Annotated in this window: 27 protein-coding genes, 1 pseudogene and 1 riboswitch; of the genes and pseudogenes, 14 read left to right on the top strand and 14 right to left on the bottom strand. The window is 40.4% G+C overall.

Going from position 1 to position 24702, the window contains the following annotated elements; genetic code table 11:
• Positions 1-8 precede the first annotated feature (8 nt).
• Together AC2D3N_RS13295 and lpxD are read right to left on the bottom strand one after the other, a co-directional pair.
• The gene (locus AC2D3N_RS13295) at positions 9-407 is read right to left on the bottom strand and encodes an AbrB family transcriptional regulator (protein ID WP_079681170.1); all 399 of its coding nucleotides are present in this window, start codon (positions 405-407) and stop codon (positions 9-11) included.
• 807 nt (positions 408-1214) lie between these two features.
• A complete protein-coding gene (gene lpxD, locus AC2D3N_RS13290) occupies positions 1215-2261 on the bottom strand; it encodes a UDP-3-O-(3-hydroxymyristoyl)glucosamine N-acyltransferase (RefSeq protein ID WP_484691118.1) in 1047 nt (348 codons plus the stop codon).
• A 282-nt stretch (positions 2262-2543) separates the two neighbouring features.
• On the opposite strand from lpxD, the gene AC2D3N_RS13285 reads away from it, so the two are divergent.
• Positions 2544-3248 carry a hypothetical protein gene (locus AC2D3N_RS13285; protein ID WP_484691117.1) on the top strand — a complete coding sequence of 235 codons (705 nt, stop codon included), beginning with the start codon at positions 2544-2546 and terminating at the stop codon, positions 3246-3248.
• Between the two features lie 88 nt (positions 3249-3336).
• Positions 3337-6141, top strand: a complete 2805-nt coding sequence (locus AC2D3N_RS13280) for an SUMF1/EgtB/PvdO family nonheme iron enzyme (protein ID WP_484691116.1) — start codon at positions 3337-3339, stop codon at positions 6139-6141.
• Between the two features lie 401 nt (positions 6142-6542).
• On the opposite strand, the gene AC2D3N_RS13275 is transcribed toward AC2D3N_RS13280, so the two are convergent.
• Positions 6543-6803 carry a ParE family toxin-like protein gene (locus AC2D3N_RS13275; RefSeq protein WP_484691115.1) on the bottom strand — a complete coding sequence of 87 codons (261 nt, stop codon included), beginning with the start codon at positions 6801-6803 and terminating at the stop codon, positions 6543-6545.
• Positions 6800-7018 carry a hypothetical protein gene (locus tag AC2D3N_RS13270; protein ID WP_079681164.1) on the bottom strand — a complete coding sequence of 73 codons (219 nt, stop codon included), beginning with the start codon at positions 7016-7018 and terminating at the stop codon, positions 6800-6802. The genes AC2D3N_RS13275 and AC2D3N_RS13270 overlap by 4 nt, the downstream gene beginning before the upstream one ends.
• Before the next feature lie 65 nt (positions 7019-7083).
• On the opposite strand from AC2D3N_RS13270, the gene AC2D3N_RS13265 reads away from it, so the two are divergent.
• The 7 genes and pseudogenes from AC2D3N_RS13265 (at position 7084) to AC2D3N_RS13235 (ending at position 10223) form a co-directional block, all read left to right on the top strand.
• Positions 7084-7293 carry a 2-oxoisovalerate dehydrogenase E1 subunit beta gene (locus AC2D3N_RS13265; protein WP_079681162.1) on the top strand — a complete coding sequence of 70 codons (210 nt, stop codon included), beginning with the start codon at positions 7084-7086 and terminating at the stop codon, positions 7291-7293.
• Complete coding sequence (avd, locus tag AC2D3N_RS13260) at positions 7290-7730, top strand: diversity-generating retroelement protein Avd (protein WP_234996821.1); 441 nt, start codon at positions 7290-7292, stop codon at positions 7728-7730. Before AC2D3N_RS13265 ends, avd begins: the two co-directional genes overlap by 4 nt.
• Entirely contained in the window at positions 7727-8785 is a 1059-nt protein-coding gene (locus tag AC2D3N_RS13255) for an RNA-directed DNA polymerase (protein ID WP_079681161.1), read from the top strand. Before avd ends, AC2D3N_RS13255 begins: the two co-directional genes overlap by 4 nt.
• 18 nt (positions 8786-8803) lie before the next feature.
• Positions 8804-9046: pseudogene (locus AC2D3N_RS13250) on the top strand (formylglycine-generating enzyme family protein); the annotation flags it as partial.
• A 146-nt stretch (positions 9047-9192) separates the two neighbouring features.
• Positions 9193-9795, top strand: coding sequence for a Uma2 family endonuclease (locus AC2D3N_RS13245; RefSeq protein ID WP_484691114.1), 603 nt, complete (start codon positions 9193-9195; stop codon positions 9793-9795).
• A gap of 62 nt (positions 9796-9857) precedes the next feature.
• Positions 9858-10073, top strand: coding sequence for a type II toxin-antitoxin system HicB family antitoxin (locus tag AC2D3N_RS13240; protein ID WP_079681159.1), 216 nt, complete (start codon positions 9858-9860; stop codon positions 10071-10073).
• Positions 10074-10085: 12 nt separating this feature from the next.
• Positions 10086-10223 (top strand): four helix bundle protein, encoded by a 138-nt coding sequence (locus tag AC2D3N_RS13235; protein ID WP_234996820.1) that lies wholly within the window; start codon positions 10086-10088, stop codon positions 10221-10223.
• Between the two features lie 184 nt (positions 10224-10407).
• Here the strand turns inward: AC2D3N_RS13235 and AC2D3N_RS13230 are convergent, their stop codons facing one another.
• From AC2D3N_RS13230 to AC2D3N_RS13220, 3 genes are read right to left on the bottom strand one after another with little or no spacing between them, the layout of a single operon-like run.
• Complete coding sequence (locus AC2D3N_RS13230) at positions 10408-10866, bottom strand: ferredoxin (protein ID WP_484691113.1); 459 nt, start codon at positions 10864-10866, stop codon at positions 10408-10410.
• The gene (locus AC2D3N_RS13225; RefSeq protein WP_079681157.1) at positions 10866-11252 is read right to left on the bottom strand and encodes a DUF1257 domain-containing protein; all 387 of its coding nucleotides are present in this window, start codon (positions 11250-11252) and stop codon (positions 10866-10868) included. Before AC2D3N_RS13225 ends, AC2D3N_RS13230 begins: the two co-directional genes overlap by 1 nt.
• Before the next feature lie 46 nt (positions 11253-11298).
• The gene (locus AC2D3N_RS13220; RefSeq protein WP_079681155.1) at positions 11299-11508 is read right to left on the bottom strand and encodes a DUF2997 domain-containing protein; all 210 of its coding nucleotides are present in this window, start codon (positions 11506-11508) and stop codon (positions 11299-11301) included.
• 629 nt (positions 11509-12137) lie between these two features.
• Here AC2D3N_RS13220 and AC2D3N_RS13215 point away from each other — a divergent pair.
• From AC2D3N_RS13215 to AC2D3N_RS13205, 3 genes are read left to right on the top strand one after another with little or no spacing between them, the layout of a single operon-like run.
• Entirely contained in the window at positions 12138-14477 is a 2340-nt protein-coding gene (locus AC2D3N_RS13215; RefSeq protein WP_484691112.1) for a heavy metal translocating P-type ATPase, read from the top strand.
• Between the two features lie 24 nt (positions 14478-14501).
• Positions 14502-14801: a Uma2 family endonuclease gene (locus AC2D3N_RS13210; protein WP_484691111.1), complete on the top strand. Its 300-nt coding sequence runs from the start codon at positions 14502-14504 to the stop codon at positions 14799-14801.
• Positions 14779-15078, top strand: coding sequence for a Uma2 family endonuclease (locus tag AC2D3N_RS13205; RefSeq protein WP_484693758.1), 300 nt, complete (start codon positions 14779-14781; stop codon positions 15076-15078). Before AC2D3N_RS13210 ends, AC2D3N_RS13205 begins: the two co-directional genes overlap by 23 nt.
• Positions 15079-15127: 49 nt before the next feature.
• Here AC2D3N_RS13205 and AC2D3N_RS13200 read toward each other — a convergent pair whose 3' ends face one another.
• From AC2D3N_RS13200 to hpf, 7 genes are all read right to left on the bottom strand, one after another.
• Positions 15128-15766, bottom strand: a complete 639-nt coding sequence (locus AC2D3N_RS13200; protein WP_484691110.1) for a Coq4 family protein — start codon at positions 15764-15766, stop codon at positions 15128-15130.
• Positions 15767-15790: 24 nt separating this feature from the next.
• Positions 15791-16258, bottom strand: a complete 468-nt coding sequence (locus tag AC2D3N_RS13195) for a universal stress protein (protein WP_484691109.1) — start codon at positions 16256-16258, stop codon at positions 15791-15793.
• A gap of 90 nt (positions 16259-16348) precedes the next feature.
• The gene (gene thiC / locus AC2D3N_RS13190) at positions 16349-17728 is read right to left on the bottom strand and encodes a phosphomethylpyrimidine synthase (protein ID WP_079681148.1); all 1380 of its coding nucleotides are present in this window, start codon (positions 17726-17728) and stop codon (positions 16349-16351) included.
• A gap of 8 nt (positions 17729-17736) precedes the next feature.
• Positions 17737-17836, bottom strand: a riboswitch (TPP riboswitch).
• 161 nt (positions 17837-17997) lie between these two features.
• The gene (locus AC2D3N_RS13185) at positions 17998-18573 is read right to left on the bottom strand and encodes a Uma2 family endonuclease (protein ID WP_079681147.1); all 576 of its coding nucleotides are present in this window, start codon (positions 18571-18573) and stop codon (positions 17998-18000) included.
• A 108-nt stretch (positions 18574-18681) separates the two neighbouring features.
• The gene (locus tag AC2D3N_RS13180; RefSeq protein WP_484691108.1) at positions 18682-19725 is read right to left on the bottom strand and encodes a GGDEF domain-containing response regulator; all 1044 of its coding nucleotides are present in this window, start codon (positions 19723-19725) and stop codon (positions 18682-18684) included.
• On the bottom strand, positions 19722-22343 hold the full coding sequence (locus AC2D3N_RS13175) for a response regulator (protein ID WP_484691107.1): 2622 nt from the start codon (positions 22341-22343) through the stop codon (positions 19722-19724). Before AC2D3N_RS13175 ends, AC2D3N_RS13180 begins: the two co-directional genes overlap by 4 nt.
• Positions 22344-22580: 237 nt before the next feature.
• Positions 22581-23228 (bottom strand): ribosome hibernation-promoting factor, HPF/YfiA family, encoded by a 648-nt coding sequence (gene hpf, locus AC2D3N_RS13170; protein ID WP_079681143.1) that lies wholly within the window; start codon positions 23226-23228, stop codon positions 22581-22583.
• A gap of 266 nt (positions 23229-23494) precedes the next feature.
• Between hpf and lipB the strand changes: the two genes are divergently transcribed.
• Positions 23495-24160: a lipoyl(octanoyl) transferase LipB gene (gene lipB / locus AC2D3N_RS13165; protein WP_234996819.1), complete on the top strand. Its 666-nt coding sequence runs from the start codon at positions 23495-23497 to the stop codon at positions 24158-24160.
• Positions 24161-24355: 195 nt separating this feature from the next.
• On the top strand, positions 24356-24676 hold the full coding sequence (locus tag AC2D3N_RS13160) for an RNA recognition motif domain-containing protein (protein WP_079681140.1): 321 nt from the start codon (positions 24356-24358) through the stop codon (positions 24674-24676).
• The last annotated feature ends 26 nt before the right edge of the window (positions 24677-24702 follow it).

Genomic DNA, 24702 nt, shown 5'->3' with positions numbered 1-24702 from the left:
GAAAAAATTTACTCTTCTTCGTCACCGCCAGCATCTTTACCATTTTCGACTTGAATCAGGTGAATATGCTTGTATCCGAGCTTGATATCAAACTCATCCCCCGGTTTAAGTCCCATTTCTTTGGTATAGGTTGAGCCAATCACAATTTGACCGTTTTTGTGAACGCTTACCAGATAAGTTGCTTCCCGACCTCGACCATCTTTTGTACCATCGGGACTGAGGGGAATACCCCGTGCTTTCAGCACTGCGTCATAAAAATCTGTGAGATTGACACGCACTTGGTTGTCCTTTGTCGTGCTGTAATAACCGCACAGCTTTGCTGTTTCACGCCGGGGCATATGAGACAGTTCTTTTACTTTTTGAAGCAGAGCCTTTCCGGTTAAGGGTGTTGGTGCAGGTTTATTCATGTTCTTCTTAATCTCCTTACTTCTCTATGGGGTAATTTTTATCCAATTAAACTTTTTGGAGTTATAAGAAATAATATATACTTAAATACATCAATTTGACAAATATTTTTTTTCTCAGTTACAAATCTTTCCCTACACCGAATCACCATCTTCCCCTAGGGGAAAAAAAGCAGGACTTAAAAATCCCGTTATCATTGAATCGGGCAAGATTGACTTATTCGGTGGTACTTGAACCCATCTGTTGTTTTTGTCTTGAAATTTATATGGCCCTCCTCTTTGATTGCTTTAGAGTCAGACCTAAGCCATTTTTTGAGAAAGTCTTCTGTCCGGGTAAAAATGCTCTAGGCTTCTCGCCCCATCTCATTAAAAAATATCCGCCGTCAAAGCAGATCAATAGATCCGTGATTACCGGGTAATGGGTAATTACGAATTACGAATGGGGAATTACGAATGGGGAATTACGAATTACGAATTACGAATGGGTTATGGATTATGGGTTTTGGGTGATATTCAGCGAGCGAGGACGTGACGCCAACGCACTGCCTGGTACTCCCCCTGCCTCCCCTGCTCCCCCTGCCTCCCCCTGCTCCCCCTGCCTCCCCTGCTCCCCCTGCCTCCCCTGCTCCCCCTGCCTCCCCTACTCCCCCTGCTCCCCCTGCCTCCCCTGCCTCCCCTGCCTCCCCTGCTCCCCCTGCTCCCCCTGCTCCCCCTGCCTCCCCTGCTCCCCCTGCCTCCCCTGCTCCCCCTGCCTCCCCTACTCCCCCTGCTCCCCCTGCCTCCCCTGCTCCCCCTGCCTCCCCTACTCCCCTACTCCCCCTTAATAATTTTTTCTAATGCCTTTAAAGATCGGTAGAGTTCGGGTAATCGTCTATAAACAGCAGCCGTTTTTAAATACAATTTATTGGCGATCGCCGGAGAACCAGAAACCACCTCTCCGGGTGAAATATTATTATGAACCCCAGATTGAGCCGTAACGATCACCCCGTCCCCAATTTTGACTTGATTAGCAATGCCGACTTGACCCGCTAATAACACCCCATTGCCAACGGTAACACCCCCAGCTAATCCCACATGACCTGCAAAGGCACAATTTTGCCCCACGGTACAACCGTGACCAATATGAACTAAATTGTCTAATTTTGTGGCTTTTCCGATGCGGGTTTCGCCCACCGCCGGACGATCAATTGTACTATTACATCCCACCTCTACCCTATCTTCTAAAACCGTAATTCCCGATTGTTCCATTTTTAGCCAACCCCCATCGGTCGGCACAAAACCAAAGCCTTCAGCCCCGATCACAGCCCCGCTATGAATTACACAATCACAACCAATTTGGGCGCGTTCATGAATTGTACAATTGGCGTGTAAAATGCTGCGATCGCCAATTTTTACCCCCGGATAAACCACCACATTCGGATGTAAACACACCCGATTTCCGATAGTTACTCCGGCTTGAATTACCACATGGGGGCCGATATAAACTTCCGATCCAATTTGGGCACTCGGATCAATCACCGCCGTCGGATGAATTTGGGGTTGGGGTTGATAGGGTTGATAAAATAAAGCGATCGCTTGGGCGAAAAACGCCCTAGGATTTGCTACGGAAATCCACGCTTTCCCCCCAGCTGTGGCTTGATTTTGTAAGGATTCATCTAAGGGCAAAATCAACGCACTCGCCGCAGAAACCGACACAAAAGACGCAAATTTCAACCCCTCAATATAACTCAGGGTTCCAGAAGTTGCTGTATCTACCGCCGCCACCCCTTGAATATCAGGATTAAGGGTCGGATCATGGATCAAACTATGGGCGGTAATTCCAGCGTTAAGTTTTTCTACCAGTTCACTAAATTTCATTCTTAAGAATAATGCCAGGGGTAGGAAATTTTAATTTCACCGCAGTGGAATCGGATCAATTATATTATTAATCCGATCTCCGGTTAACAAATTTTGATCAAAAAAAATAAACAAAGGAGCCGGGTGCTGGTCACACAGTTTCAATTGCAATCAAGCAAAACCCTTGGGGAGAAAACCATCTCTAGTATTAAAAGAGTGATCTATAATATTAAGTGGACTCGCGCTCACCAAGAATCCACTTGCTTTTAGGCAGTAGAGTGTCAACGAACTGGACTAATAACTATGAATAATCCCCCCGACAATGACTCACAATATAGTTTAGATTCTATCTTTGATCATCTGATCCAATCCCTAGAAATCGACCCCCATCAACCCCCTATTCCCGAACAGACCCACCCTATGATGTCTGTCCCTGATTTCCAGGGTTACGACCCCCATCATCCTCATTTTGATGTCTCTAACTTAGGTGAAAATGGGGAATATTATCAAGGTTTACACTCATCTTTTATATCCGACCTTGACCCTCACACCCCCGAATTACATCCCCATGGGACGGACTTAGAACAATTTAATCCCTATCAACTACCCGAACAGACGGACTATTCCACAGGATATCAAACCGATCACCATTTGGGAGGTATGGGAGATCACTCACAACAAATGTCTACCTTTTCCGCAATGCACAGTTCCGATCCTGTAGAAAAGGGAGATTCCAATAGCATCACAATTTATGCAGATGGGGATGTTTATTGGGATCGTGGAGGACAAGCTGGACATATCGAGGGGCAAAAATTTTATAACAATGGCCACCATTATATCGGGCATTTAGGTGCTGATATGAAGGTCTATGATGCCCATGAAAAATGTATTGGCTGGGTTGATAACAAAGGTCATGCCTATACTTTAGATGGGGCGGTTTTTGCTGAAGGAAAAACACCTATTTGGGCGGCGACGGTGTTAGTTTTTAATACCTGTAGCCCAGGTTGATTTTAACAAAAACTCCGTAGGGGCGAGGCGCGCCTCGCCCCTACCCCTAAATTGATTTCTACAGAATTTATTACCAGGAGATGGAAAAATGGAACCTTGGAAATGGTTGAATATGGGTTTAGAAGTGGTATCTCGATTTGTGATTCAAAAAGCCTTGGTAGATGGCCAAAAGAGAAATACGGATTGGATTGTAACCAATCAAGCTGAAATGGAGGAAAAACGACAACAAATTCAATTAGCACAGTATAAATTACAATGTGTACAAGTTACAAACAGTGCTGTTATGGAGGAAAAACGACAGGAGATTCAATTAGAACAAATTAAATTACAATATATAGAAAATGAAAAAAATCGAGGACTTCAAGCCAAACAAGCTGAACTTAATCATCAACGACAAAAAGAACTCCAAGAATATATCCAAAGCGTTAATTTAGCCATTCACAAAAGTAATATCGAGTTTCAACGATGGCGTTTTGAACAGGAACAAAGCCTCCAAAAAGAATTAACAACCTATGGCCGAGAAACTCAATTATTAGTAGCTGAATATCACCGAGAAACAGCGATAAAAGTTGCCCATGACCAAGCAGAAGTTCAGAAAATTTTTGCTAATTGGCCGTTAACATTGCCTCCGGCGCAAATTTTAGAATCCTACAATAATAGTTTAATTCCCCTGCGAGTTTTTATTGCGCCGCCTAAAGTTCAGTTTGAAAAGTTTGCCACCACGTCACAAAATTTCCCTGATATTGAATTAACTATAAATCAAAAAATGCGTGATTTTTTTGATCAGTATTCTCAACAGGGAAGACCTATCGAATTTTTAGCAGGCGCTTGGGAAAGTAAACGCTTTCATAGCGAAGCCAGTATTAAAGCCCTATTCGGGATGCTAAAATCAGAACCGACATTAATATTAGAGTCGGAATTTGATGGAGATTATCTCAATTTCCGAGTCGCCTATTGGACAATAGGACAAGATAACTATTCCTATCAAACGATTATTTCTCAACTGTCCTATCGGGATATTTTATATGATTCTGCTAAAACTCGCGCCCGCAAATGGAAAGTTACAAAAGATAAACTATTAGCACTGGGAAAAACCCAAGCTGATATTGATAAACGCGGCGGGGATAATGAAATTAATCTCAAAATTTGGGAAGAAGAACAAAGTTTACGAGAGGAGGGAATAGACGATGATGAGTTAGAAATTCACTATAAAATTAATAGCAAGCATTTTGAAGATTTGTACCAGTTTTTAATCACCTGTCATTGTCTAGTCGCAGGTTGGATAGCTGACACGCATCATTTATTTCTCCATGATTTCACGCCTTTATTACCGCAACTCCTCCCAGATTTAACTCAGAATATCCCAGAGGGAGAAGTTGCAGATTCAGTCATAGGGATGGTTATTTCTGGCTATGAACAAATCTACAAAATCCTAGAAGCAGAAAGTTCTCACCGTCTCCCTGAATTAATCTTAGAATTAGCCCAGGGTTTAGTCAATTTACCCAATAAATCTTGGGCTAAAAATCAATTAATTAATTCTGTAGAATCTTGGTTGAAGTTAAGAAACCCCAGAAACCCGGTTTCTGAATTATGGGATACCGTTAATTCTGTGGTAACGGCTAAGGATTTAGAATATATTGAAAAAATCAATAATTTGTTAGAATCTTTAGGAGAAACCCACCGCGTTAATATTATCCAAGCCTGTTATCAACGGGGACAAAACCATTGTCAACAGGGAGAATATCCGACCGCCATTGATGATTTTACCCAAGTCTTGTTACTCGAACCAAATTCCCCCGATGCTAATTATAATCGCGGATTAGCCTATAGTAAATTAGGGGAATATTCCGCCGCCATTGAGGATTATCACCAAACCTTGCGACTGAATCCGAATTATGTCGGAGCTTACAATAATCGCGCTAATGCCTATTATAAATTAGGGCAATATGAAAAAGCGATCGCCGATTACAATTCCTGTCTCGCCCTTAATCCTAATTTACCCGATGTCGCCCATAATCGGGATGTTGCTCAAGGAGTTTGGGATGAAAAACGCCGTCAGGAAGGGGATAAAAAACGTCAGGAAGAAGCCGAAAAACGCCGTCTCCAAAAGGAATTTGAGTTTGATGTGATTACCGTTAACGCCCAAGGAAAGGAAACCCACCGAGAACGTCGTCGGGCTGAATTTTTTAAACAAGATTTAGGCAATAATATCAGCTTAGAAATGGTATCCATTCCTGGGGGAACTTTTCTGATGGGTGCGGCTCAAAATGAAGCAAATGCGAGTAGCGACGAATATCCCCAACATCCCGTTAATATTGCTGCATTTTCTATGGCAAAATATCCCATTACCCAAGCTCAATGGGAAGCCATTATGGGGAATAATCCTTCTAGTTTTAAAGGCGCAAACCGACCCGTTGAGAATGTAACTTGGCATGAAGCTCAAGAATTCTGTCAGCGACTTTCCCAAAAAACAGGCAAAACCTATCGTTTACCTTCTGAAGCGGAATGGGAATACGCTTGTCGCGCTCAAACTACAAGTCCTTTCCATTTTGGTGAAACCATTACAGCCGATTTAGCTAATTATGGTAGTAATTGTGGGCAAACCACCGATGTCGGTAGTTTCCCTCCAAATGCCTTTGGATTATACGATATGCACGGCAACGTTTGGGAATGGTGCGCCGACCCTTGGCATGACAATTATGATCGTGCGCCAGATGATGGCAGTGTTTGGGAGTCGGAGGGAAATACTCAATACCGGGTGTTTCGCGGAGGTTCGTGGGACTTCAATCCCTGGGATTGTCGCAGTGCCAATCGTGACAGGGACGAGCCGGGCAGTCGGGACAGCAACTACGGATTTCGTGTTGTTTCCTCCCCGCCTGCGTGGACTCTTTAGCCCTTTGTCCTTTAGCCCTTTAGCCCTTTACCCTTCTTTCTTCTTTTCCCTTCTTCCCTTTTCGCGCGTTAGCGCGTTTAAAAATTTTTTTTTTCAGGGGACGGGTTTTGTTAGAAATCGGGTTTCTGCAATAACCTTTGCTAAATTATAGAAATCTCGTTGAAGAAACCCGGTTTCTGAGCCCCCACAGTTGTATCGAGAAACCGGGTTTCTACCTTAATCTTTGCTGCATAACAGAAATCTGGTTGAAGAAACCCGATTTCTGAGCCCCTATCAGCAATTGGAGAAATTACAATTGAGACAGTAATCTCTCATAATCTGTGTGCGAACCAATCCAAAACCAAATAATGATATAGCAAGAGGCAATAGGGAATGGGCAATGGGCAATAGGTAAATACTTACTATAAGTAGCTTTTAGCTTTCAAGAATGTCCTAATAGATGTGGCAACTGCTATATCTCCTTCTAACTGTCCAACGGCTCGATAATCCTTGTTAATTCTAGCCGAATAAATAGGTAATTCTGGATGTACCTTTTTGAAACGAAGGCTTGGATAATTGGGATCTCGTTTGAATTGTCGATAGGCTTCACGAGCCTGGTTTTGGACTTGCTTTGGCAGAGTGGCAAATGCTTTACGAAAAGAGAAAGTTGTTCGTGACTTCACAGTGTTTCTGGATCTAAATCTTGGGTTTGTCCAGAATGGTATTCAGCCATTGCATTAGCTGCTAGTTTAGCAAGAGCATCGGGTGATTGAGTAAATGCACTATCCCAGCGCATTTCCGCTTCGAGTTCCTGTAAAATTAGAGTAGCGATCGCATCTTGTTCAGTGGGGGATAAAATTTTCAATTTAGCGATCGCACGTTCTAGTAACTCAGTCATATTCCTAAAAATATTATCTCAAAGATTACCAATAATAATTATAGCACTTAGAGGTTATTTAAACGATGACGGAAATCATTTTCTTAGTAGAACATGATATTGAGCAAGGTTATATTGCCCAGGCATTAGGGGAATCAATTATTACCCAAGCCGATGATTTAGAAAGCTTAAAGAAAGAAATTAAAGATGCAGTTCATTGTCATTTTCCTGAGCCAGCATTACGTCCTAAAATCATCCGACTGCATATTGTTCAGGAGGAGGTGATTGCTTCATGAAATTACCGAGAGATTTATCAGGTCAAGATTTAGTAAAAACCCTTAAAATCTTATATTTGATTGAGAAACAGAGAAAGTTTATGAGTATGAGTGAATTACCGATTATTCAGAAAACCTATGATTTAATCAAATGGTATGTACCCATATTAAACCGCCTACCGCGAGATCATAAATTTACCTTAGGAGATAGAATCATTACCGGACTCTATGACCTTCTCGAAGGATTAATTTTAGCCCGTTATGCCACAGATAAACTCAATCAATTAGAATTATTGAATGGCAAACTAGATATTCTGCGCCATCAAACCAGACTATTATTAGATTTCGAGTTAATTAAAACTGAACGCTATGAATATATCGGAAAATTAATTAACGAAATCGGCACGGAACTAGGAGCATGGATAAAACAACAACGCAATAAACCCCCAAAACTATGAAACGCTACGGAAATCTCTGGTCAGAAATTATTGATTTTAGCAATTTATTCGCAGCAGCACGTCAAGCCCAAAAAGGCAAGCGTTTTCGAGAAAATGTTTTAGCCTTTAACTATAATTTAGAGCCAGAACTTTTTAAGTTAAAAACCGAATTAGAGTCTAAAACCTACTGTCCAGGTCATTATCGAACCTTTGAAATTAAAGAACCCAAATCTCGAATGATTTCCGCCGCACCCTATAGAGATAGGGTAGTACATCATGCCCTATGTAATATTATTCTACCCCTTTTTGAACGTACCTATATTGCTGATTCTTATGCAAATCGTGTCGGTTTTGGAACCCACCGCGCCCTGCGTCGATTTACAAAATTTGCCCGGTCTAGTCCCTATGTTCTCCAATGTGATATCCGCAAATATTTTCCCAGTATTGACCATACTATTTTAAAATCCTTAATTCGCAAAAAGATCAAATGTTCCGATACCCTGTGGTTAATTGATAAAATTATTGATAATAGTAATGAACAAGAACCTATGGTAGAATATTTTCCAGGGGATAGTTTATTAGATCCCTTACAACGACGGCGAGGTCTTCCCATTGGAAATTTAACCAGTCAATTTTTTGCTAATATTTATCTGAATGGGTTTGATCATTTTGTCAAAGAAAAACTCAAAGTCACCCAATATATCCGCTATGTCGATGATTTTGCTTTATTTTCAGATAATTCCCAATTCCTAGCGGATGCAAGAATAGCAGTTGAGGAATATTTAGACACATTGAGACTCAAAATTCATCCGATTAAAAGCCAATTATTTGAAACAAAAATCGGAGCCAATTTTCTTGGATTTCGCATCTTACCCGATAGAATTCGAGTCCGTAAAGAAAATTTACGTCGAGCCAGACGCCGATTGCGACGAATGCAGGTAGAATATGATCAGGGTAAAATTGGGGGCGAAAAAGTGTCGCAGTCAATCCAGAGTTGGGTTGCTCATCTTCAACAGGGCGATACTTGGCAACTCCGTCAACAGATATTTGCTTCTCTCGAATTATCGAGAAGGTAAAGACGGGACAGGCACTTCCGGGTGATACGCGGAGGTTCGTGGAACAACAATCCCAGGAATTGTCGCAGTGCCAATCGTAACAGGAACGAGCCGGACAGTCGGAACAGCAACTACGGATTTCGTGTTGTTTCCTCCCCGCCTGCGTGCGCTCTCCTAGGTCAGAACTGGCAGATGGGAATTTGTCGGGCAAATTTAGGGAGAGTCCAGACCTGTTCCGGTGATAGGGGTGACTTTATCCAAAAATCAAACAAAGTTAGGTAGCTTGGTAGGCGTAAAAACCGAAAAGTTGCCTAATCTATAATTCTTAGATCAGATTATATCACACTTTGAAAGAATATATTATCATTTTTGAATGGGCTGGGAGTAACTATTCTGCTTATGTTCCCGACTTACTAGGAAATTAAACTATGACAACAGCACAAGCACAAAAACTAACATTTGACAACTTTTTAGAACAATGTCCAGAAACAGGAATCTATGAATTTGTGAATGGAGAAATTGTAGAAGTGAGAGCAACAAGAAACCATAATGATGTAGCCAATTTGCTTTTATTCTGTTTTAATGATGAAATTAGAAAACTTAATCTTAATTTAGTTGTAACTAATACTGCGGTCATCAAAACGGTAACAAAAGACGGCTTAGAACAGGGTAGAAATCCTGATGTTAGTGTGATTGACCGAACAATTTGGCGTTCTAATCGTTCTGATTATAATGCCTTAGAAGTGCCAATTCAGTTAGCAGTAGAAGTGACATCAACGAATTGGGAAGATGACTATGTAGATAAATTAGAAGAATATCAACGGTTAGGAATTTCTGAATATTGGATTGTAGACTATTTAGCGATCGCTTCCAGGGCTTACTTAGGAAATCCTAAAATTCCGACTATCTTTGTTTACTCTTTAGACGAAAAAGGTCAGTATCAAAAAACTCTATTTAGAGGAACTGATCGGATTATATCACCCACTTTTTCAGAATTATCCTTAACAGCAGAACAGGTGTTAAATGCTTAAAAAAATATTCCGAGAAATCGGGTTTCTGACTTAACCTTTGCTGCATCAGAAGAGGAGAAACCATGAAAGAATATGTTGCAATTTTTGAATGGGCTGGGAGTAACTATTCTGCTTATGTTCCCGACTTACCCGGTTGTATTTCTACAGGAAAAACCTTAGAAGAAACCGAAAATAATATTAAAGAAGCGATTGAACTGTATATTGACACCCTGCGGGAAGATGGTCAACCCATTCCCGAACCTTCTCTAACCGTTAAGGCAATTTCTGTAGCCGCTTAACCTATATTAACAATGAGTGAATTACCGATTATCCAGAAAACCTATGATTTAATTAAATGGTATGTACCCATATTAAACCGCCTACCGCGAGATCGTATAGCAGTTGCCACATCTATTAGGACATTCTTGAAAGCTAAAAGCTACTTATAGTAAGTATTTACCTATTGCCCATTGCCCATTCCCTATTGCCTCTTGCTATAACTATATAGCGTAACTGCGTAAGTCCTGTTAATTAAACCAAAGATTAAAATAGGCAAAAGAAGAATATTCTCCTTTTGCCTAATCCCAATTAAATGAATATAAAAAAAGGCAGTTTTAGCCCGCCAGAAATCAGTTATTCGGTTAAAGAATTCTCTTGTTTCCGTTTTTGTTTCTGACGTTTCCGGTTAGCCAAACCCGCTTCCACAGGGAAACCAACCACAGGAATTACCTGGTCTTGACGTTCTGCTTCCAAACGTTTTAGTTCAGTGTAATCCACCCAATTAATACAATTGACCGGACAAGTATCAATCGCTTCCTGTATTAACACGGATGTATCGCCATCCTGTCTAAATACCCGCGCTCGACCATAATCTTCTTGAATAAAAAAAGTATTATGAGCGACGTGGGAACAGTGTTTACACCCGATACAGGTGAGTTCATCCACATAAACCCCTTTTTGTCGTAATGCACCGCCGAGTTCCGGCTCAAACCCCGAACGTTCCGGTGCATTTCGCAAAAATCCGCCCAATTCCGGTTCAAACCCAGAACGCTCGGATACGGGATCACTTAGCGATACAGACCCATCAGACATTAGGCACTCCAGCGTTGTAAAACTAAGCGGATGGAACCATCTTGATGATTTTGTTGTTGGGCAACCTGAAACCCTTGTTTGGTGGTTTCATTAACAACGGTGTGGTAAGCATAGCGTTGAGTGATTTTGCTCAAAAACCGATCAACGGGAACTGCTTGTTGCCAAAATTGTAAATCCGCAACAAACTCATATTCTTGGCCATTCCAGGTAAAACCTAAGTCATAACCGTTGTCTTGTTCAATGACGACTTGAGCAGGACGGGTTTGACCTTGATAACCGCGAACCTCTTTGGGGCCAGCTTTCCAGTCAATGCCCAGATCACTTAAAGCAGTTTCTAATGAGGTCAGATTCCGAATTTGGGTCTTGATTTGGCTAAAGTGTGACATAGTTAGCTATTTTTAACGAGATTTTCAGTGAACTCAAAAACAGAATTTACCAATGGCTCGAACCGACTTGGGTTGTCGCGGTCTCGGACTGTTGTTGGCTACGGGCGTAATATTCAGAAGTGGCCTCCTGAGTCAGCACGATACCTAATTCGGCTTCGAGGGCGGCGGTTACTTCCGCACAGGAAGACCCAACAATCCCAGTAACTTTCTCCTGCACACGGCCATCTGGATAGATGATGAATTCTAAGGTTTCCATAATGCTAGGGGAATGGCGAGGAAATACACCGACGGTTGACCGTTCAGCGACAACTGACAACTGATGATCCCTTTGTTGATTAAGGTTTGACTCAAAAAGTCCGTACATCAATTTTGACGAATGGAGTCAAAAAGAGTCACAACTTAACAAAAGTTATTAATATTTGCAGCAGTAGGACAATTATATGTTAAGTTTATCCTAAATTTACAATCCCAGTCTTAATAAAATCCTCAGAAACCTTTATAATCTGGGGAGGACTGTTGATGAGCTTTTTTTGTCAGCCCCCACAATTGATTGTTAAGAGAATTTGATCTACCCTCAATATGGAAGCGATTAGTAGACAATGGTTCTACCCCATTAGTTTCAACTTGAGGCTAAAAGTAGGCTATATCTCGTCGATCCCCCCTAACCCCCCTTTTTAAGGGGGGAATTAGATCCCATAACTCTGCTTTTTAGGAGAGAATTAGATTCAAAGTCTACCTTTTCAAAGGAACTTAGGCAGATCTAATTTTTAGGAGAGAATCAGATTCAAAGTCCCCCTTTTTAAGGGGGATTTAGGGGGATCTAATCGGGGGATTATCACAAATAACTGTATTTTTCTTTTATAAGTACCAATAATCTAAACCTTTATGCAGCTTGCTCCCAAACCTCTGACTGAGGAAACCTTAACCCCACCCCCAACCGAAATGATTATTTTAGATGTATCCGGGATGCAATGTGCGGGCTGTGTGAAAGCGGTGGAACGTCAACTGCTCCAACAGTCGGGGGTTATTTCTGTTTCTGTGAATTTGGCGACGGAAGTGGCAAGGGTTGAATGTGTGGCGAACCAAATTAACCCGGAAAATCTGGCTGAAATTTTAACTAATAGCGGGTTTCCCAGCCAACTCCGTAATTTAACGTCCTCGGCTACGGACAAATTAAAGGCGCTCCAAGACCGACATCGCCAGGACATGGGAAAACAAATTCAACGCATTGTTACCTGTGGTCTGTTGTTATTATTATCCAGTATTGGACATTTACATCATTTTGGCTTTCCCCATATTCATCTATTAAGTAATATTTGGTTTCATTGGGGACTCGCTACTATTGCCTTATTATTTCCCGCCCGTTCTATTATTATTGATGGCGGACGTAGTTTATTAAACCAGTCCCCCAATATGAATACCTTGGTGGGACTGGGAACAGTTACGGCCTATTTAACCAGTTTTGTTGCCCTCTTATTTCCCCAATTGGGTTGGGAATGTTTCTTTGATGAACCGGTCATGTTATTGGGGTTTATTTTATTAGGAAAAACCCTAGAACAGTACGCAAGACAAAGAGCCGCCACCGCCTTTCAATCTTTAATTGCCTTACAACCCACTACGGCCCGTTTAGTTGCGCCTAAATCTCAATATGAGGGGATTTTAAATAGTGTAGAAATTCCCGCCGAACAAGTTAAAGCGGGGGAATGGTTACAAGTTTTACCTGGGGAAAAAATACCCGTGGATGGCGAAATTCGGTTCGGAACAACCACCGTTGATGAATCGATGTTAACGGGGGAATCGATGCCGATTTTAAAACAAATTGGGGATGATATTTCGGCAGGAACAATTAATCAAACGGGGGTAATTTTAATCGAAGCAACCCGCACGGGTTCCGATACTATTTTAGCCCAAATTGTACAATTAGTAGAAACAGCCCAAACTCGCAAAGCCCCAATTCAGAAATTAGCGGATATTGTCGCGGGATATTTTACCTATTTTGTCATGGGTTTAGCGGGTTTAACCTTTTTATTTTGGTATGGGTTAGGAACTCGAATTTGGCCGGATGTGATTCCCTTAGCCGGAATAGAAATAGCCACAAATGCTCCTTTATTATTAAGTTTAAAATTAGCGATTGCAGTGTTAGTAATTGCCTGTCCCTGTGCCTTGGGATTAGCCACGCCTACGGCTATTTTAGTCGGTTCGGGAATGGGTGCGGAACGGGGATTATTAATCAAAGGCGGGGATATTTTAGAACGGGTACATCAACTGAATACCGTTGTTTTTGATAAGACGGGAACCTTAACTACAGGTTCTCCCAGGGTCACAGATTGTATTACTATTTCTGAGTTATCACCACAACAAATAGTACAACTGGCGGCAACGGTAGAACAGGGTTCAAATCATCCGATTTCTCAAGCCATTTTAAGGGAAGCAAAAGAGCAAAATTTATCGTTATTAATCGGATCAAATTTTCAAACCGAACCGGGTTTAGGGGTTTCGGCGACTATTGATGATAAAGTGGTATTTGTCGGCAATTTAGCTGGGTTAATCGAACACACAATTAACCCTCCTGAAACCTTACCGGAATTTTTAGGAAAAACCCTAGTTTATGTTGCCATTGAGGGTGAAGTGGTTGGGTTAATAGCTATGAGTGACCCCTTAAAAGATGATGCTCAAGCAACAGTTAAACAGTTAAAAAATATGGGTTTACGGGTAATTTTATTAACGGGCGATCGCCAATCCGTTGCCAATGCGATCGCCCTTGAGTTAAACTTAAACTCAGAGGATATATTTGCCGAAGTTCGACCCCAAGGCAAAGTTAATCTCATTCAAACTTTACAACAACAAAATCAAGTTGTAGCCATGGTGGGAGATGGAATTAACGATGCACCCGCCTTAGCGCAAGCTGATATTGGAATTGGGTTACAAACCGGGACGGATGTGGCGAATGAAACCGCAGATATTGTGTTAATGCGAAATTCCTTAATGGATATTGTTAATTCTATCCAATTAAGTCGCGCCACCTTTAATAAAATTCGTCAAAATCTTTTCTGGGCATTCGGTTATAATCTATTAGCAATTCCCCTCGCGGCTGGGTTTTTATTCCCTGAATTTGGCATATTATTAAGTCCTTCCAGTGCGGGTGCTTTAATGGCATTAAGTTCCGTTACTGTGGTCACCAATTCTTTATTATTACGTCGTCAAGTTAAACGTTGTTGTGCTTAAGCACAATCTTTATAGGAAAAAATCATGTTAACTGAAATTCAACAACGCCATTACACCCCAGAAGAATATCTGGAATTAGAAGAAAAAGCCGACAGTAAAAACGAGTATATCGATGGGAAAATTGTTTCTATGACAGGTGGTACACCCAATCATAACGATATTGCGGGTAATTTTTATGCGTATTTAAAATTTGCCCTCAGAAACCAAAGTTATAAAATATTTATTAGTGATGTTCGTCTGTGGATACCCCATTATCGGATTTATACTTATCCTGATGTGATGGTGATTTCAGGAGAAACCAATTCTTCAAGAAAACCGAACTGATACCGTAATTAATCCTTTAATAATTGTTAAAGTTCTATCCCGAAGTACAAAAAACTATGACCAAGGAGACAAATTTGATTATTATCGGTCAATTCCTGAGTTTAAGGAATATATTTTAATTGACCAATATAAAACCTATATTGAACAGTTTACTAAAACGCCTGAAAACAAATGGTTACTAACAGAGTACCATTCTCCTAATGATATTTTATCCTTAGCTTCTATCAATTTTCAAATCCCGTTAAATGAAATTTATCAAGGGATTAATTGGGGATAAAATAGGGATAGGCAAGAAATATTCTTACAAAAACGAGCATAGATGCAGACTAAACAACAATATCTAAAGAAACGCGAATATCTTCCAATGGTTTTTCCCAGAGACTATTCCATTGAATTCCAAACAAGGGTTTAGCTTGTTTTCCCATCGTCCATCCCTTTGTTAAAGCATCCATAATAGATTCAGCAAACTCTATTTCTTCAATTGCCGTCTTGAGTAAATTTTTAGATAGGAGTGATAGAAATAAACGGTCATAATGCAACTGTGCGACATAAAAAGCTTCTAATTTAACCTCACCTGGCTTATCAATATCACTATCGGTTACAATGTGCCAAATATCATGGGTTTCACCAATATGAACTCCTAAATAAGAGAAGTCATGATCTTCTATTTTTTCAACGGGAACAGGTTTTAAATTATTCTTTATCATTCTATCAGAATAAATGTAACCCAAAGTATTGTTGGGTAGCTGATGAAGTTGCTCTAAATTAATATTTCCTAAAAGGGGACGTTCTTTAAATGCCCATTCACCTTGAGGTGTTTGACGCAGAAAATCGACAACTTGCTCTACAGTAGAATCATCATTAAGTTCTTTAGAAAGTTTTCTAATTCCTGAAAAATCTCCATAAGGAGCCTTAACAATGGCTAAAAAACTATCAAAAATTGCTGCTTGTTGATCTTGAGTCATTGTATTTCAGTAATATTCGTAATTTTATCTACCCTGAACAATCAACACCGAACAGGGTGCATGATGAACAACATGATAACTGACACTGCCTAAAATTGTCTCTGCAATTGCCGTTCTTCCCCGTCTTCCCATCACAATAATATCAGCATCCCAATCCTTTGCCACCTGGCAAATTAAACGCCCGGCATTCCCTTCTTTCCAATCCCATTCAGCCTTAATTCCAGCTTCAATGGCTAGGTTTTCTAACCCCGTTAACCATAGGCGAACTCGTTCTAAATCCTGTTCTAACTTATCTTGAATAAATTGATAATGGTGAACAATTTTATCTACCTGCACACTACTGTAACTATAACTTTCCGGTTCATGGAGAGTTAAACGATTAAAAATCATCAACTGTCCCGACGATTTCTGCGCTAATTCTAACGCCTTTTCAAACACGATTTGACTTTGTGCCGACTGGTCAACTGCAACTAAAATTCTTTGATAACTCATATTCCGTTGTTGCGCTTCAGCGCATCTTAAAACTTAATATTCTAAACCAACCAATAAACCGGGTTTATATAAAACCCGGCTTATGGCTAATTAACTTTGAGTGACAACTTCTTTTTCCTTCGCCAAGAATTTTTCTAATTCTGTTAGCGCATCCGCATCCATTTTAGTTTGCATCGGACAGAATTTCGGCCCACACATCGAACAGAATTCCGCCGTTTTGTAGATATCTGCCGGAAGGGTTTCGTCGTGATATTCCTTCGCCCGTTCTGGGTCTAAGGATAACTCAAATTGACGATTCCAGTCAAAGTTATAACGAGCTTTGGATAACTCATCATCACGGTCACGGGCGCCAATCCGATGACGGGCAATATCGGCGGCATGGGCGGCAATTTTATAGGCAATTAACCCATTTCTGACGTCTTCGGCATTCGGTAAACCCAGGTGTTCTTTTGGTGTCACATAACATAACATGGCAGTTCCATGCCAACCCGCGATCGCCGCCCCAATGGCTGAGGTAATATGATCATAACCTGGGGCAATATCTGTTACTAACGGCCCCAAAACATAGAAGGGTGCTTCAGAACAATCCTCCATCTGTTTTTTAACATTAAACTCAATTTGATCCATGGGAACGTGACCAGGGCCTTCTACCATCACCTGAACATCATGTTCCCAGGCGCGACGGGTTAATTGTCCCAGGGTTTTGAGTTCGGCCAGTTGAGCATCATCAGACGCATCATGGGTACAACCCGGGCGTAAAGAGTCCCCTAAACTAAAGGAAACGTCGTATTTTTTGAAGATTTCAATGATATCATCAAAGTGAGTATAGAGGGGATTTTGTTTGTGATGATGGAGCATCCAACGGGCAATAATTCCGCCCCCCCGAGACACAATTCCGGTAATTCGACTTCTAACCAAGGGCAGATATTCAATTAATAAACCCGCATGAATCGTCATATAATCCACACCCTGTTGGGCGTGTTTTTCAATAATATGCAGAAAATCGTCGGGGGTAAGACTTTCGATTTTGCCGTGAACACTTTCCAAAGCTTGATAAATGGGAACAGTGCCAATAGGAACAGGAGAAGCGTTAATAATAGCGGTACGAATGGTATCTAAATTCCCGCCTCCGGTGGATAAATCCATCACCGTATCAGCGCCATATTTCACCGCTAAATTGAGTTTAGCCACTTCTTCTTCTAAGTTAGAAGAATTAGGGGAAGCCCCAATATTAGCATTAACCTTACATTTAGAAGCAATGCCAATTGCCATCGGTTCTAAATTGGTATGATTAATATTAGCAGGAATAATCATCCGTCCCCGTGCCACTTCTTCCCGAATCAACTCAACCGGTAAATTTTCCCGTTGAGCCACATAGTTCATTTCTTCGGTAATCACGCCTTGGCGGGCGTAGTGCATTTGGGAAACGTTGCCCTGTCCACGCCGTTTGGCGACCCATTCTGTCCGCATTTTGATTTTCCTCGTATTAATAGCTTCCCTCCGCCGGTACTAGCCGGACTCAGGTTCCAAGGGTGTTTTTTCTCAGCCTGAACCTAGCAGGCACCCCTAGCTTATTAATAGAAGATGGTATCACAATTTTTGTTAATTGGGTAGAAATTAATCAAATCTTTAGAAATATCGGAACAATTTGGGCGTAATTATACTTATTGTAGGGGGCTATTCAAGGAAAATATTATCATTTTCAATGAATTGATGGGGGTGTGCGTTATGGCTACATCTTACGGGTGATTGAAGTCTAAAACATCTTCATAAATTTCTGATACCTGACAACTAAAATTAATACTTTCTAATTGTATCTGTTGATTTTGTTGATAGGTAAACAATACCCAACGCCCCTCTTGATTTTGTCTAAAACATTCTATATTAATTTTATTTTGACTAATTAACACATATTCTTGTAAGGTTTCAATCTGTCGATAATCGGCAAATTTATCTCCCCGATTAAATGCTTCGGTTGAGGGAGATAATACCTCAATAATTAAACTAGGATATTGTTTAAAATAACCATTGTTTCGGTCGCGGAAGTCGCAAGTTACCATAACATCAGGATAATAATAAGTATCGGCGGTTTGAATATGAACTTTCATGTTTCCCGTATAAACACGACATCCTTGGCCGCGTAAGTGATTTTTAAATAAAGCAATCAAATTCCCAGAAATCGTATCATGAGCATCACTTCCCCCAACCATTGCATAGACTTCTCCCCGAATATATTCATGGCGAATTGGGCTAATTTTTTCGCCTTCGAGATAATCTTCATGAGAAATTTTATAATCAGAAGGATTAACAATCATAATTAAAATACCATCAAACAGAACTCCATTATAACTCGATACCAATTAATTGATCAATATTATCTTGTTATTGCTTTATTAATGTTCTTTAGTCGATATTAAAATAATTTAAAAAGGATTGGTATAAGCATAAATAGCATAGGTATTACGCCCTTGTATTTTGGCTTCATAAAGGGCTTGATCTGCTTGAATAATTAAAGGTGTAGGTGATGTATTTGGCTCAGGATATTGAGAGGAAATTCCAAAGCTTAACGTGGTTTTTTGATAGATGGAAAAATTACTATGTAGGTGATGAAGTTGTTCCACTTCAAGCTGTATATTTTTAGTTACTTGGATTGCACCTTCTAAGGAAGTTTCAGGGAGAATAATCACAAATTCCTCTCCACCATAACGAAAAACCGCATCCCCCGGACGTTTGAGTGCCCGCTTAATCGCATCAGCCACTTGTTTAAGACAAAGATCACCAGCCGGATGACCATAGGTATCATTATAGATTTTAAAATAATCTAAATCACAAATAACCAAAGAAATTAACTGTTTATTTCTAGCCATCTGTCGCCAAATTCGAGGCAACTGTTCATCAAAATAACGACGGTTTCCTAACTCTGTGAGACTATCAATAAACGCTAATTTTTCTAATTTTAAATTAGCTGCTTTTAAAAATTCTTCCGTTTTAATCCGTTGCTCAACTTCTGATTGAAGCTGGTGATTTTTTTCAAACAAGGTGTGATTTTGGTGTTCCAATTGATTATAAAGATTTCTAATCATCAGTTGAGTTTTAACTCTAATAATAACTTCTTCTGGCTGGAATGGTTTTTTGATATAATCCACTGCCCCCTCTGCAAAGGCCCTAACAATATCTTCAGCCTGATCATGAATACTAATCATTAAAATTGGAACAGCATAGGTGCGGGGGTTAGCTTTAATCTGACGACAGAGATCATAACCATTAATATCAGGAAGTTGAATATCTAATAAGATTAAATCAGGAACTTGAGCTTCAATAGTAGCCAGTGCAAGTTGACCATTAATTGCTTTTCTCACCCGATATCCTTGTTCGGCTAAAATCGCAGTTAAAACCCTTAGATTATCGGGGTAATCATCAATAACTAATATATCACAGGGATTTAGGGGGTTTTGATCGTTATTCATTGCTTGGAGGATTGAATCTGATAAGTTAGATCAATAATTAGATCAAATCTAAAATTTAATACCCATTCTTGAATTACTTGGCTCAAATCCATAAATTCTTCTGGAATTTGATCAATTAATTGTAAAACTAAATCATCACTACATTGAGTAGCTGCATGATGTAATTGTTGAATGAATGAATCAGGCAACATTGCCAGTTTAGTTTTTAATGCCGAACTGACCAGAGATGTCGTAATTTTGGGGAATGTATAACTAAAATCGGGTTCTTGATAGATATATTCTACCCCTAGATGTTCTTTAATTTTTTCTAACAGAACTTCTTCTTTAAAGGGCTTACTAATCCAATCATTACATCCAGAAACTGCAATAGATTGTCGATCTTGCTCAAATACCGAGGCAGTAATGGCTAAAATCGGAATAGAATGTTGCTGTTCTTGACTCCGAATTTGACGAGCCACAGCAAAGCCATCCAGAATCGGTAATTGCATATCTAAACAAATTAAATCCGGCCGCCAACTTTGCCAAAGGTCTAATGCCTCTTGACCATCCCTGGCTTCTTGTACCTCAAAACCAATTCTATTTAACATTTTAACTAATAATGAGCAATTATCCGCATCATCATCTACAATTAAAATCCGAACTGAATTTTGATCGGGAGCTAGATGGACAATTTGTTGCTGATTTTGATCAGGAGAGAAGCTGGTTTCCCTATCTATTCTTGCTTGAATTTCAAAGGTAAAGGTTGAACCTTTTTCTGGAATCGATTTTACCTGAATATCTCCTCCCATTAATTGGATAAAATGACGACTAATGGGCAGTCCTAAGCCTGTTCCCTGACCTGATTTACGACCCACTTCTGTTTGGGTAAAAGCCTCAAATAATAAAGGTAGTTCTTCAGGCGAAATGCCGGCTCCCGTATCTTCAATTTCAAATTGAATATTGATTTTTCGCTCCTCTTTTATTGCTTCTGATCTAGCACTCAAGTTCAAGGGTAAAAATCGGTTAGTATTCTGGGTACTTAGCTCATCTTCTGATAGGGGTTTAAATCCGGCACTCACTCGCAATTGAACTCGACCTGTTGTCGTAAATTTAATCGCATTTCCTAACAAATTTGCCAAAATTTGACGTAGCTTTCTTTCGTCGCCGATAATATATTGAGGAACAGTATTAGAGATATAAAACTTAAATATCAAGCCTTTACTTTCGGCTTTCAAGCGTAACATATCCTTAATATTATCTAGCAATATTAACAAATCAAATCGAGTTTCATTTAAAGTTGTCTTCCCTGCTTCGATTTTAGAAAGTTCTAAAACATCATTAATTAAATCCAGTAAATGTTCTCCACTACGATTAATAATTTCAATGTGCTTTCGCTGTTCTAATAATAGAGAATCATCTTTTTTCATAATTTGAGCAAAACCTAAAATTGCATTCAAAGGAGTCCGCAATTCATGACTCATATTAGCCAAGAATTCACTCTTAGCAGCATTGGCCGAATCGGCTGCCTTTTTGGCAATTTTTAATTCTTCTGTTTGCTCTTGAATTTTTGTAAAAAGTTGGGCTTGCTGAACAGCAACCCCTAATTGGCTGGCAATTTGGACTACCATTGAAATTTCTATGTGATGCCATTTGCGAAAATCCGAACTTTGATAGGCTCCTAACAGACCCCACAGTTGATTGGCACAAAAAATAGCAACGGTTAAATAAGATTTAACTTGAAATCGCTCCAAAAAATTAATATAACAAGGACTAAATTGAGCTTGATAAATATTTTCAACACATCGATAAATGACCCCCCGGCGGTAAACACCCCCTTGGGTTTCTTGCAAATAAGTATCTTCTACAAGAATTTCAGAAGTTTCTGTTAAGGATTCAAAGACACAATCGGAATTTAAAATCGCCGTTTGAGTCATCACCGGATCATGATATTGAGCTTTAATTAAAGGTATCCAACCCGTTTCTACTGACTCAGCAACGACTTTTCCACTCCAGTCAGGATTAAACTGATAAATCACCACCCGATCGCAATGTAAGACCTTCCTTAATTCTACGGTTGTAGATTTAAATATCTTATTCAAGTTGAGGGTTTGGCGCATTCGTTGAATCACACGGGCGCTGGTTTTTTCTCGTTTAATACTTTGTTGCAGGGCTGTTTCAACTCGTCGTCGCTCTTGAATTTCTTTTTCTAATTGAGCTTTTTGTTCTTGTAACTGTTTTTGTTGTTCAACAATGGTTAACTGATTTTTCACCCGAACTATAACATCTTCAATTTCAAAAGGTTTGGTAATATAGTCTACCCCTCCCACTTCAAAACCCTTGACTTTATTATTAATTTCAGCTAAAGCACTAATAAAAATTACAGGAATGTCCCGGGTTTGAGGGCAAGCCTTTAATTGTTGGCACAATTCGTAACCATTCAAACCCGGCATCATGACGTCGAGTAAAATTACCTCTGGAGGATGATGATTGATTTGTTCTAAGGCCGATTCTCCATCTAAAGCTCTATCGACGTCATACCCGGCATCCGTCAAAACATGATAGAGCAGTTCCAGATTTTCTGGAAGATCATCAACAATTAAAATCTTGGAAGCCGGGGTATTGTCAGCACGGTTCAACATATTCTGTCCTTTGGGCAATCAACGGCATCCCAGGGACGCATTAATTAAAAAAATCCACCGCCATTCCTGGGGTGGAGCTTTAAACGTTCCATCCTAATATGGCACGGTTTTTTTGATGGTCTTCCTTTGAGCCAAAGCGTCCTAGAATAGAATACTCGTTCAACAAAAACCCATCTTCAATTATTAGTCCGTACAGTTGTAATCGGGGTTTGACACACCGCCAAACCCTCGACACCCCTAAACTTGAGCAGCTTTGGATGAACTCAAAGTCTCAGTATTCGCCTGGGCAGATTTACCGTTACTTTCTGCATCTCCGTGGCGAGGTTGAATCACGCCGTAACCACGATGATTAGAACGCTTGTAGATCACATTAATTTCTTCTGTTTCGGCATTGCGGAACATATAGAAATCATGATCAATAAATTGAAGCTGTTCTAAAGCCTCATCAACGGTGATTAGAGGCATCGCAAAATATTTGGTGCGAATCACCTCTGGGGGTAGTTCAGGAGAACGATCCCCGATCAAATCTTCAACCACGGGATGATCAATAACGACTTCACCAGTTTTAGGTAGATTTTGACTCTTATCCTGACGTTTTTCTTTGTACTTCCGCAGTTGGCGAGCAATTTTGTCGGCGACTAGATCAATGCTGGCGTAAAGATTTTCACTACTTTCTTGAGCGCGAATCACAGTTCCGTTGGCATAAATTGTCACTTCTGCGGTTTGTTTTGGATTTATCCGAGGGTTCCGAGCAACCGATAAATGTACATCCACTTCCGTTGTCAATTGTTCAAAATGACTGACAGCTTTTGTGATCTTCTGATGTACATATTCGTGAATTGCAGTCGTAACTTCCAAATTTTTACCCTGGATAACAAGCTTCATAAAGCTCCCTCCCGCTCATAATGTGGGCATATTCTCACCTTAACACTAACCTGATACCAAACTTCACCCATTGCAATTTTTTTTGATCCTGTGACAATTCTTGACTTTTCTGGGGTTAAGTTTCGTCGAAAACCGCTTGATTTTTTTTCTGATCTCTTGTACGTTTTTTCTGCTCTCCTTGAAGTTGAATTAAGTATTCCTACTTATTATATTAGCATCAAATCTGTTACTCTATCTCCTGTTAACTTCTTTTTTTTAAGGTTATTGTGGCTGTCCCCTGTCAAATTTATTACCTTGGATCGGTTCCCTATACAACGGCCTGGAATTGGCAGCAATCCTTGGTTCAAGACCGCAAGCTTAACCCCGATCTCGATGATGTGTTAATCCTGTTGGAACATCCCCCCGTCTATACCCTGGGACAAGGGGCTGATTTACAATTTCTGAAGTTCGATCCCGACGATTGTGCCTTTGAACTGCATCGGGTAGAACGGGGAGGGGAAGTTACCTACCATTGCCCAGGGCAGCTTGTCGGCTATCCGATTTTGAATCTACGACGCCACACCCCCGATTTACATTGGTATTTAAGGCAGCTAGAACAGGTGTTAATTCAAGTCTTGGAGAGCTATGGACTCCCCGCCCAAAGGATTCCTGGGTTAACAGGAGTTTGGATTAATCAAACCAAAGTGGCGGCTGTAGGCATCAAAGTCAGTCGTTGGATTACTATGCACGGTTTTTCCCTGAATGTCTGCCCTGACTTGCAGGGTTTTGAAGCAATTGTTCCCTGTGGGATTGCCCATCGACCCGTTGGCAGTTTGGCTCAATTTATTCCGGGGATTACTTGGGAACAAGTCCGTTCCCAAGTTGCTGAAACCTTTGCTCAAGTTTTTGAAGTTGAGTTGATTCCTCCCCAATTAAAATTAACAATTAATTAACAATTCTGTTAAGCCAGCAAGATTATTTCAGTCGCACTGGTAATGATTGAAAATTATGTTATAATCACAAATGGATTAGGTATCGGTAGCCCTGTAATGCCCGAATCAGGAAAAATTTTTCTGTTTAGTGTAAGTCCTACTCGCTTACCTCCGAATTCCAATATCTGCACACCACTCGATTTTAAGAGGTAAGTAATGACTATTTACGTTGGTAATTTATCTTACAGCGTCACTGAAGATGATCTTAAAGAAGTCTTTGGTGAGTATGGAACTATTAAAAAAGTTCAGCTTCCAATTGACCGTGAAACCCAACGCAAACGAGGTTTCGGTTTTGTAGAAATGGAAACCGAAGATCAAGAAGCCAAAGCGATTCAAGAGTTAGATGGGGCTGAATGGATGGAGCGCACCCTCAAGGTCAATAAAGCTCGTCCCCAAGAAGAACGCAGCAAATCTCCCCGGGGTGGTGGTGGCGGCTGGGGTGGCGGTGGTGGTGGTGGTGGTTACCCCCGTCGATAGACCGTGTTAATCTCGAAAAAAAGCAT

This window comes from Planktothrix sp. PLAVEN19ND (assembly GCF_057220675.1).
The sequence above is the reverse complement of the archived record's forward strand: the minus strand, read 5'-3'. Positions and strand labels throughout refer to the sequence as shown.

Coding starts and splice junctions, on each gene's coding strand:
- AC2D3N_RS13240 (WP_079681159.1), top strand. CDS start 9,858: ATGAAAGAATATGTTGCAATTTTTGAATGGGCTGGGAGTAACTATTCT.
- AC2D3N_RS13225 (WP_079681157.1), bottom strand. CDS start 11,252: ATGTCACACTTTAGCCAAATCAAGACCCAAATTCGGAATCTGACCTCA.
- AC2D3N_RS13255 (WP_079681161.1), top strand. CDS start 7,727: ATGAAACGCTACGGAAATCTCTGGTCAGAAATTATTGATTTTAGCAAT.
- AC2D3N_RS13270 (WP_079681164.1), bottom strand. CDS start 7,018: ATGACTGAGTTACTAGAACGTGCGATCGCTAAATTGAAAATTTTATCC.
- AC2D3N_RS13265 (WP_079681162.1), top strand. CDS start 7,084: ATGACGGAAATCATTTTCTTAGTAGAACATGATATTGAGCAAGGTTAT.
- AC2D3N_RS13185 (WP_079681147.1), bottom strand. CDS start 18,573: ATGATTGTTAATCCTTCTGATTATAAAATTTCTCATGAAGATTATCTC.
- AC2D3N_RS13180 (WP_484691108.1), bottom strand. CDS start 19,725: ATGAATAACGATCAAAACCCCCTAAATCCCTGTGATATATTAGTTATT.
- thiC (WP_079681148.1), bottom strand. CDS start 17,728: ATGCGGACAGAATGGGTCGCCAAACGGCGTGGACAGGGCAACGTTTCC.
- hpf (WP_079681143.1), bottom strand. CDS start 23,228: ATGAAGCTTGTTATCCAGGGTAAAAATTTGGAAGTTACGACTGCAATT.
- AC2D3N_RS13220 (WP_079681155.1), bottom strand. CDS start 11,508: ATGGAAACCTTAGAATTCATCATCTATCCAGATGGCCGTGTGCAGGAG.
- AC2D3N_RS13210 (WP_484691111.1), top strand. CDS start 14,502: ATGTTAACTGAAATTCAACAACGCCATTACACCCCAGAAGAATATCTG.
- avd (WP_234996821.1), top strand. CDS start 7,290: ATGAAATTACCGAGAGATTTATCAGGTCAAGATTTAGTAAAAACCCTT.
- AC2D3N_RS13160 (WP_079681140.1), top strand. CDS start 24,356: ATGACTATTTACGTTGGTAATTTATCTTACAGCGTCACTGAAGATGAT.
- AC2D3N_RS13245 (WP_484691114.1), top strand. CDS start 9,193: ATGACAACAGCACAAGCACAAAAACTAACATTTGACAACTTTTTAGAA.
- AC2D3N_RS13235 (WP_234996820.1), top strand. CDS start 10,086: ATGAGTGAATTACCGATTATCCAGAAAACCTATGATTTAATTAAATGG.
- AC2D3N_RS13285 (WP_484691117.1), top strand. CDS start 2,544: ATGAATAATCCCCCCGACAATGACTCACAATATAGTTTAGATTCTATC.
- AC2D3N_RS13295 (WP_079681170.1), bottom strand. CDS start 407: ATGAATAAACCTGCACCAACACCCTTAACCGGAAAGGCTCTGCTTCAA.
- AC2D3N_RS13200 (WP_484691110.1), bottom strand. CDS start 15,766: ATGACTCAAGATCAACAAGCAGCAATTTTTGATAGTTTTTTAGCCATT.
- lpxD (WP_484691118.1), bottom strand. CDS start 2,261: ATGAAATTTAGTGAACTGGTAGAAAAACTTAACGCTGGAATTACCGCC.
- AC2D3N_RS13195 (WP_484691109.1), bottom strand. CDS start 16,258: ATGAGTTATCAAAGAATTTTAGTTGCAGTTGACCAGTCGGCACAAAGT.
- AC2D3N_RS13215 (WP_484691112.1), top strand. CDS start 12,138: ATGCAGCTTGCTCCCAAACCTCTGACTGAGGAAACCTTAACCCCACCC.
- AC2D3N_RS13230 (WP_484691113.1), bottom strand. CDS start 10,866: ATGTCTGATGGGTCTGTATCGCTAAGTGATCCCGTATCCGAGCGTTCT.
- AC2D3N_RS13175 (WP_484691107.1), bottom strand. CDS start 22,343: ATGTTGAACCGTGCTGACAATACCCCGGCTTCCAAGATTTTAATTGTT.
- AC2D3N_RS13280 (WP_484691116.1), top strand. CDS start 3,337: ATGGAACCTTGGAAATGGTTGAATATGGGTTTAGAAGTGGTATCTCGA.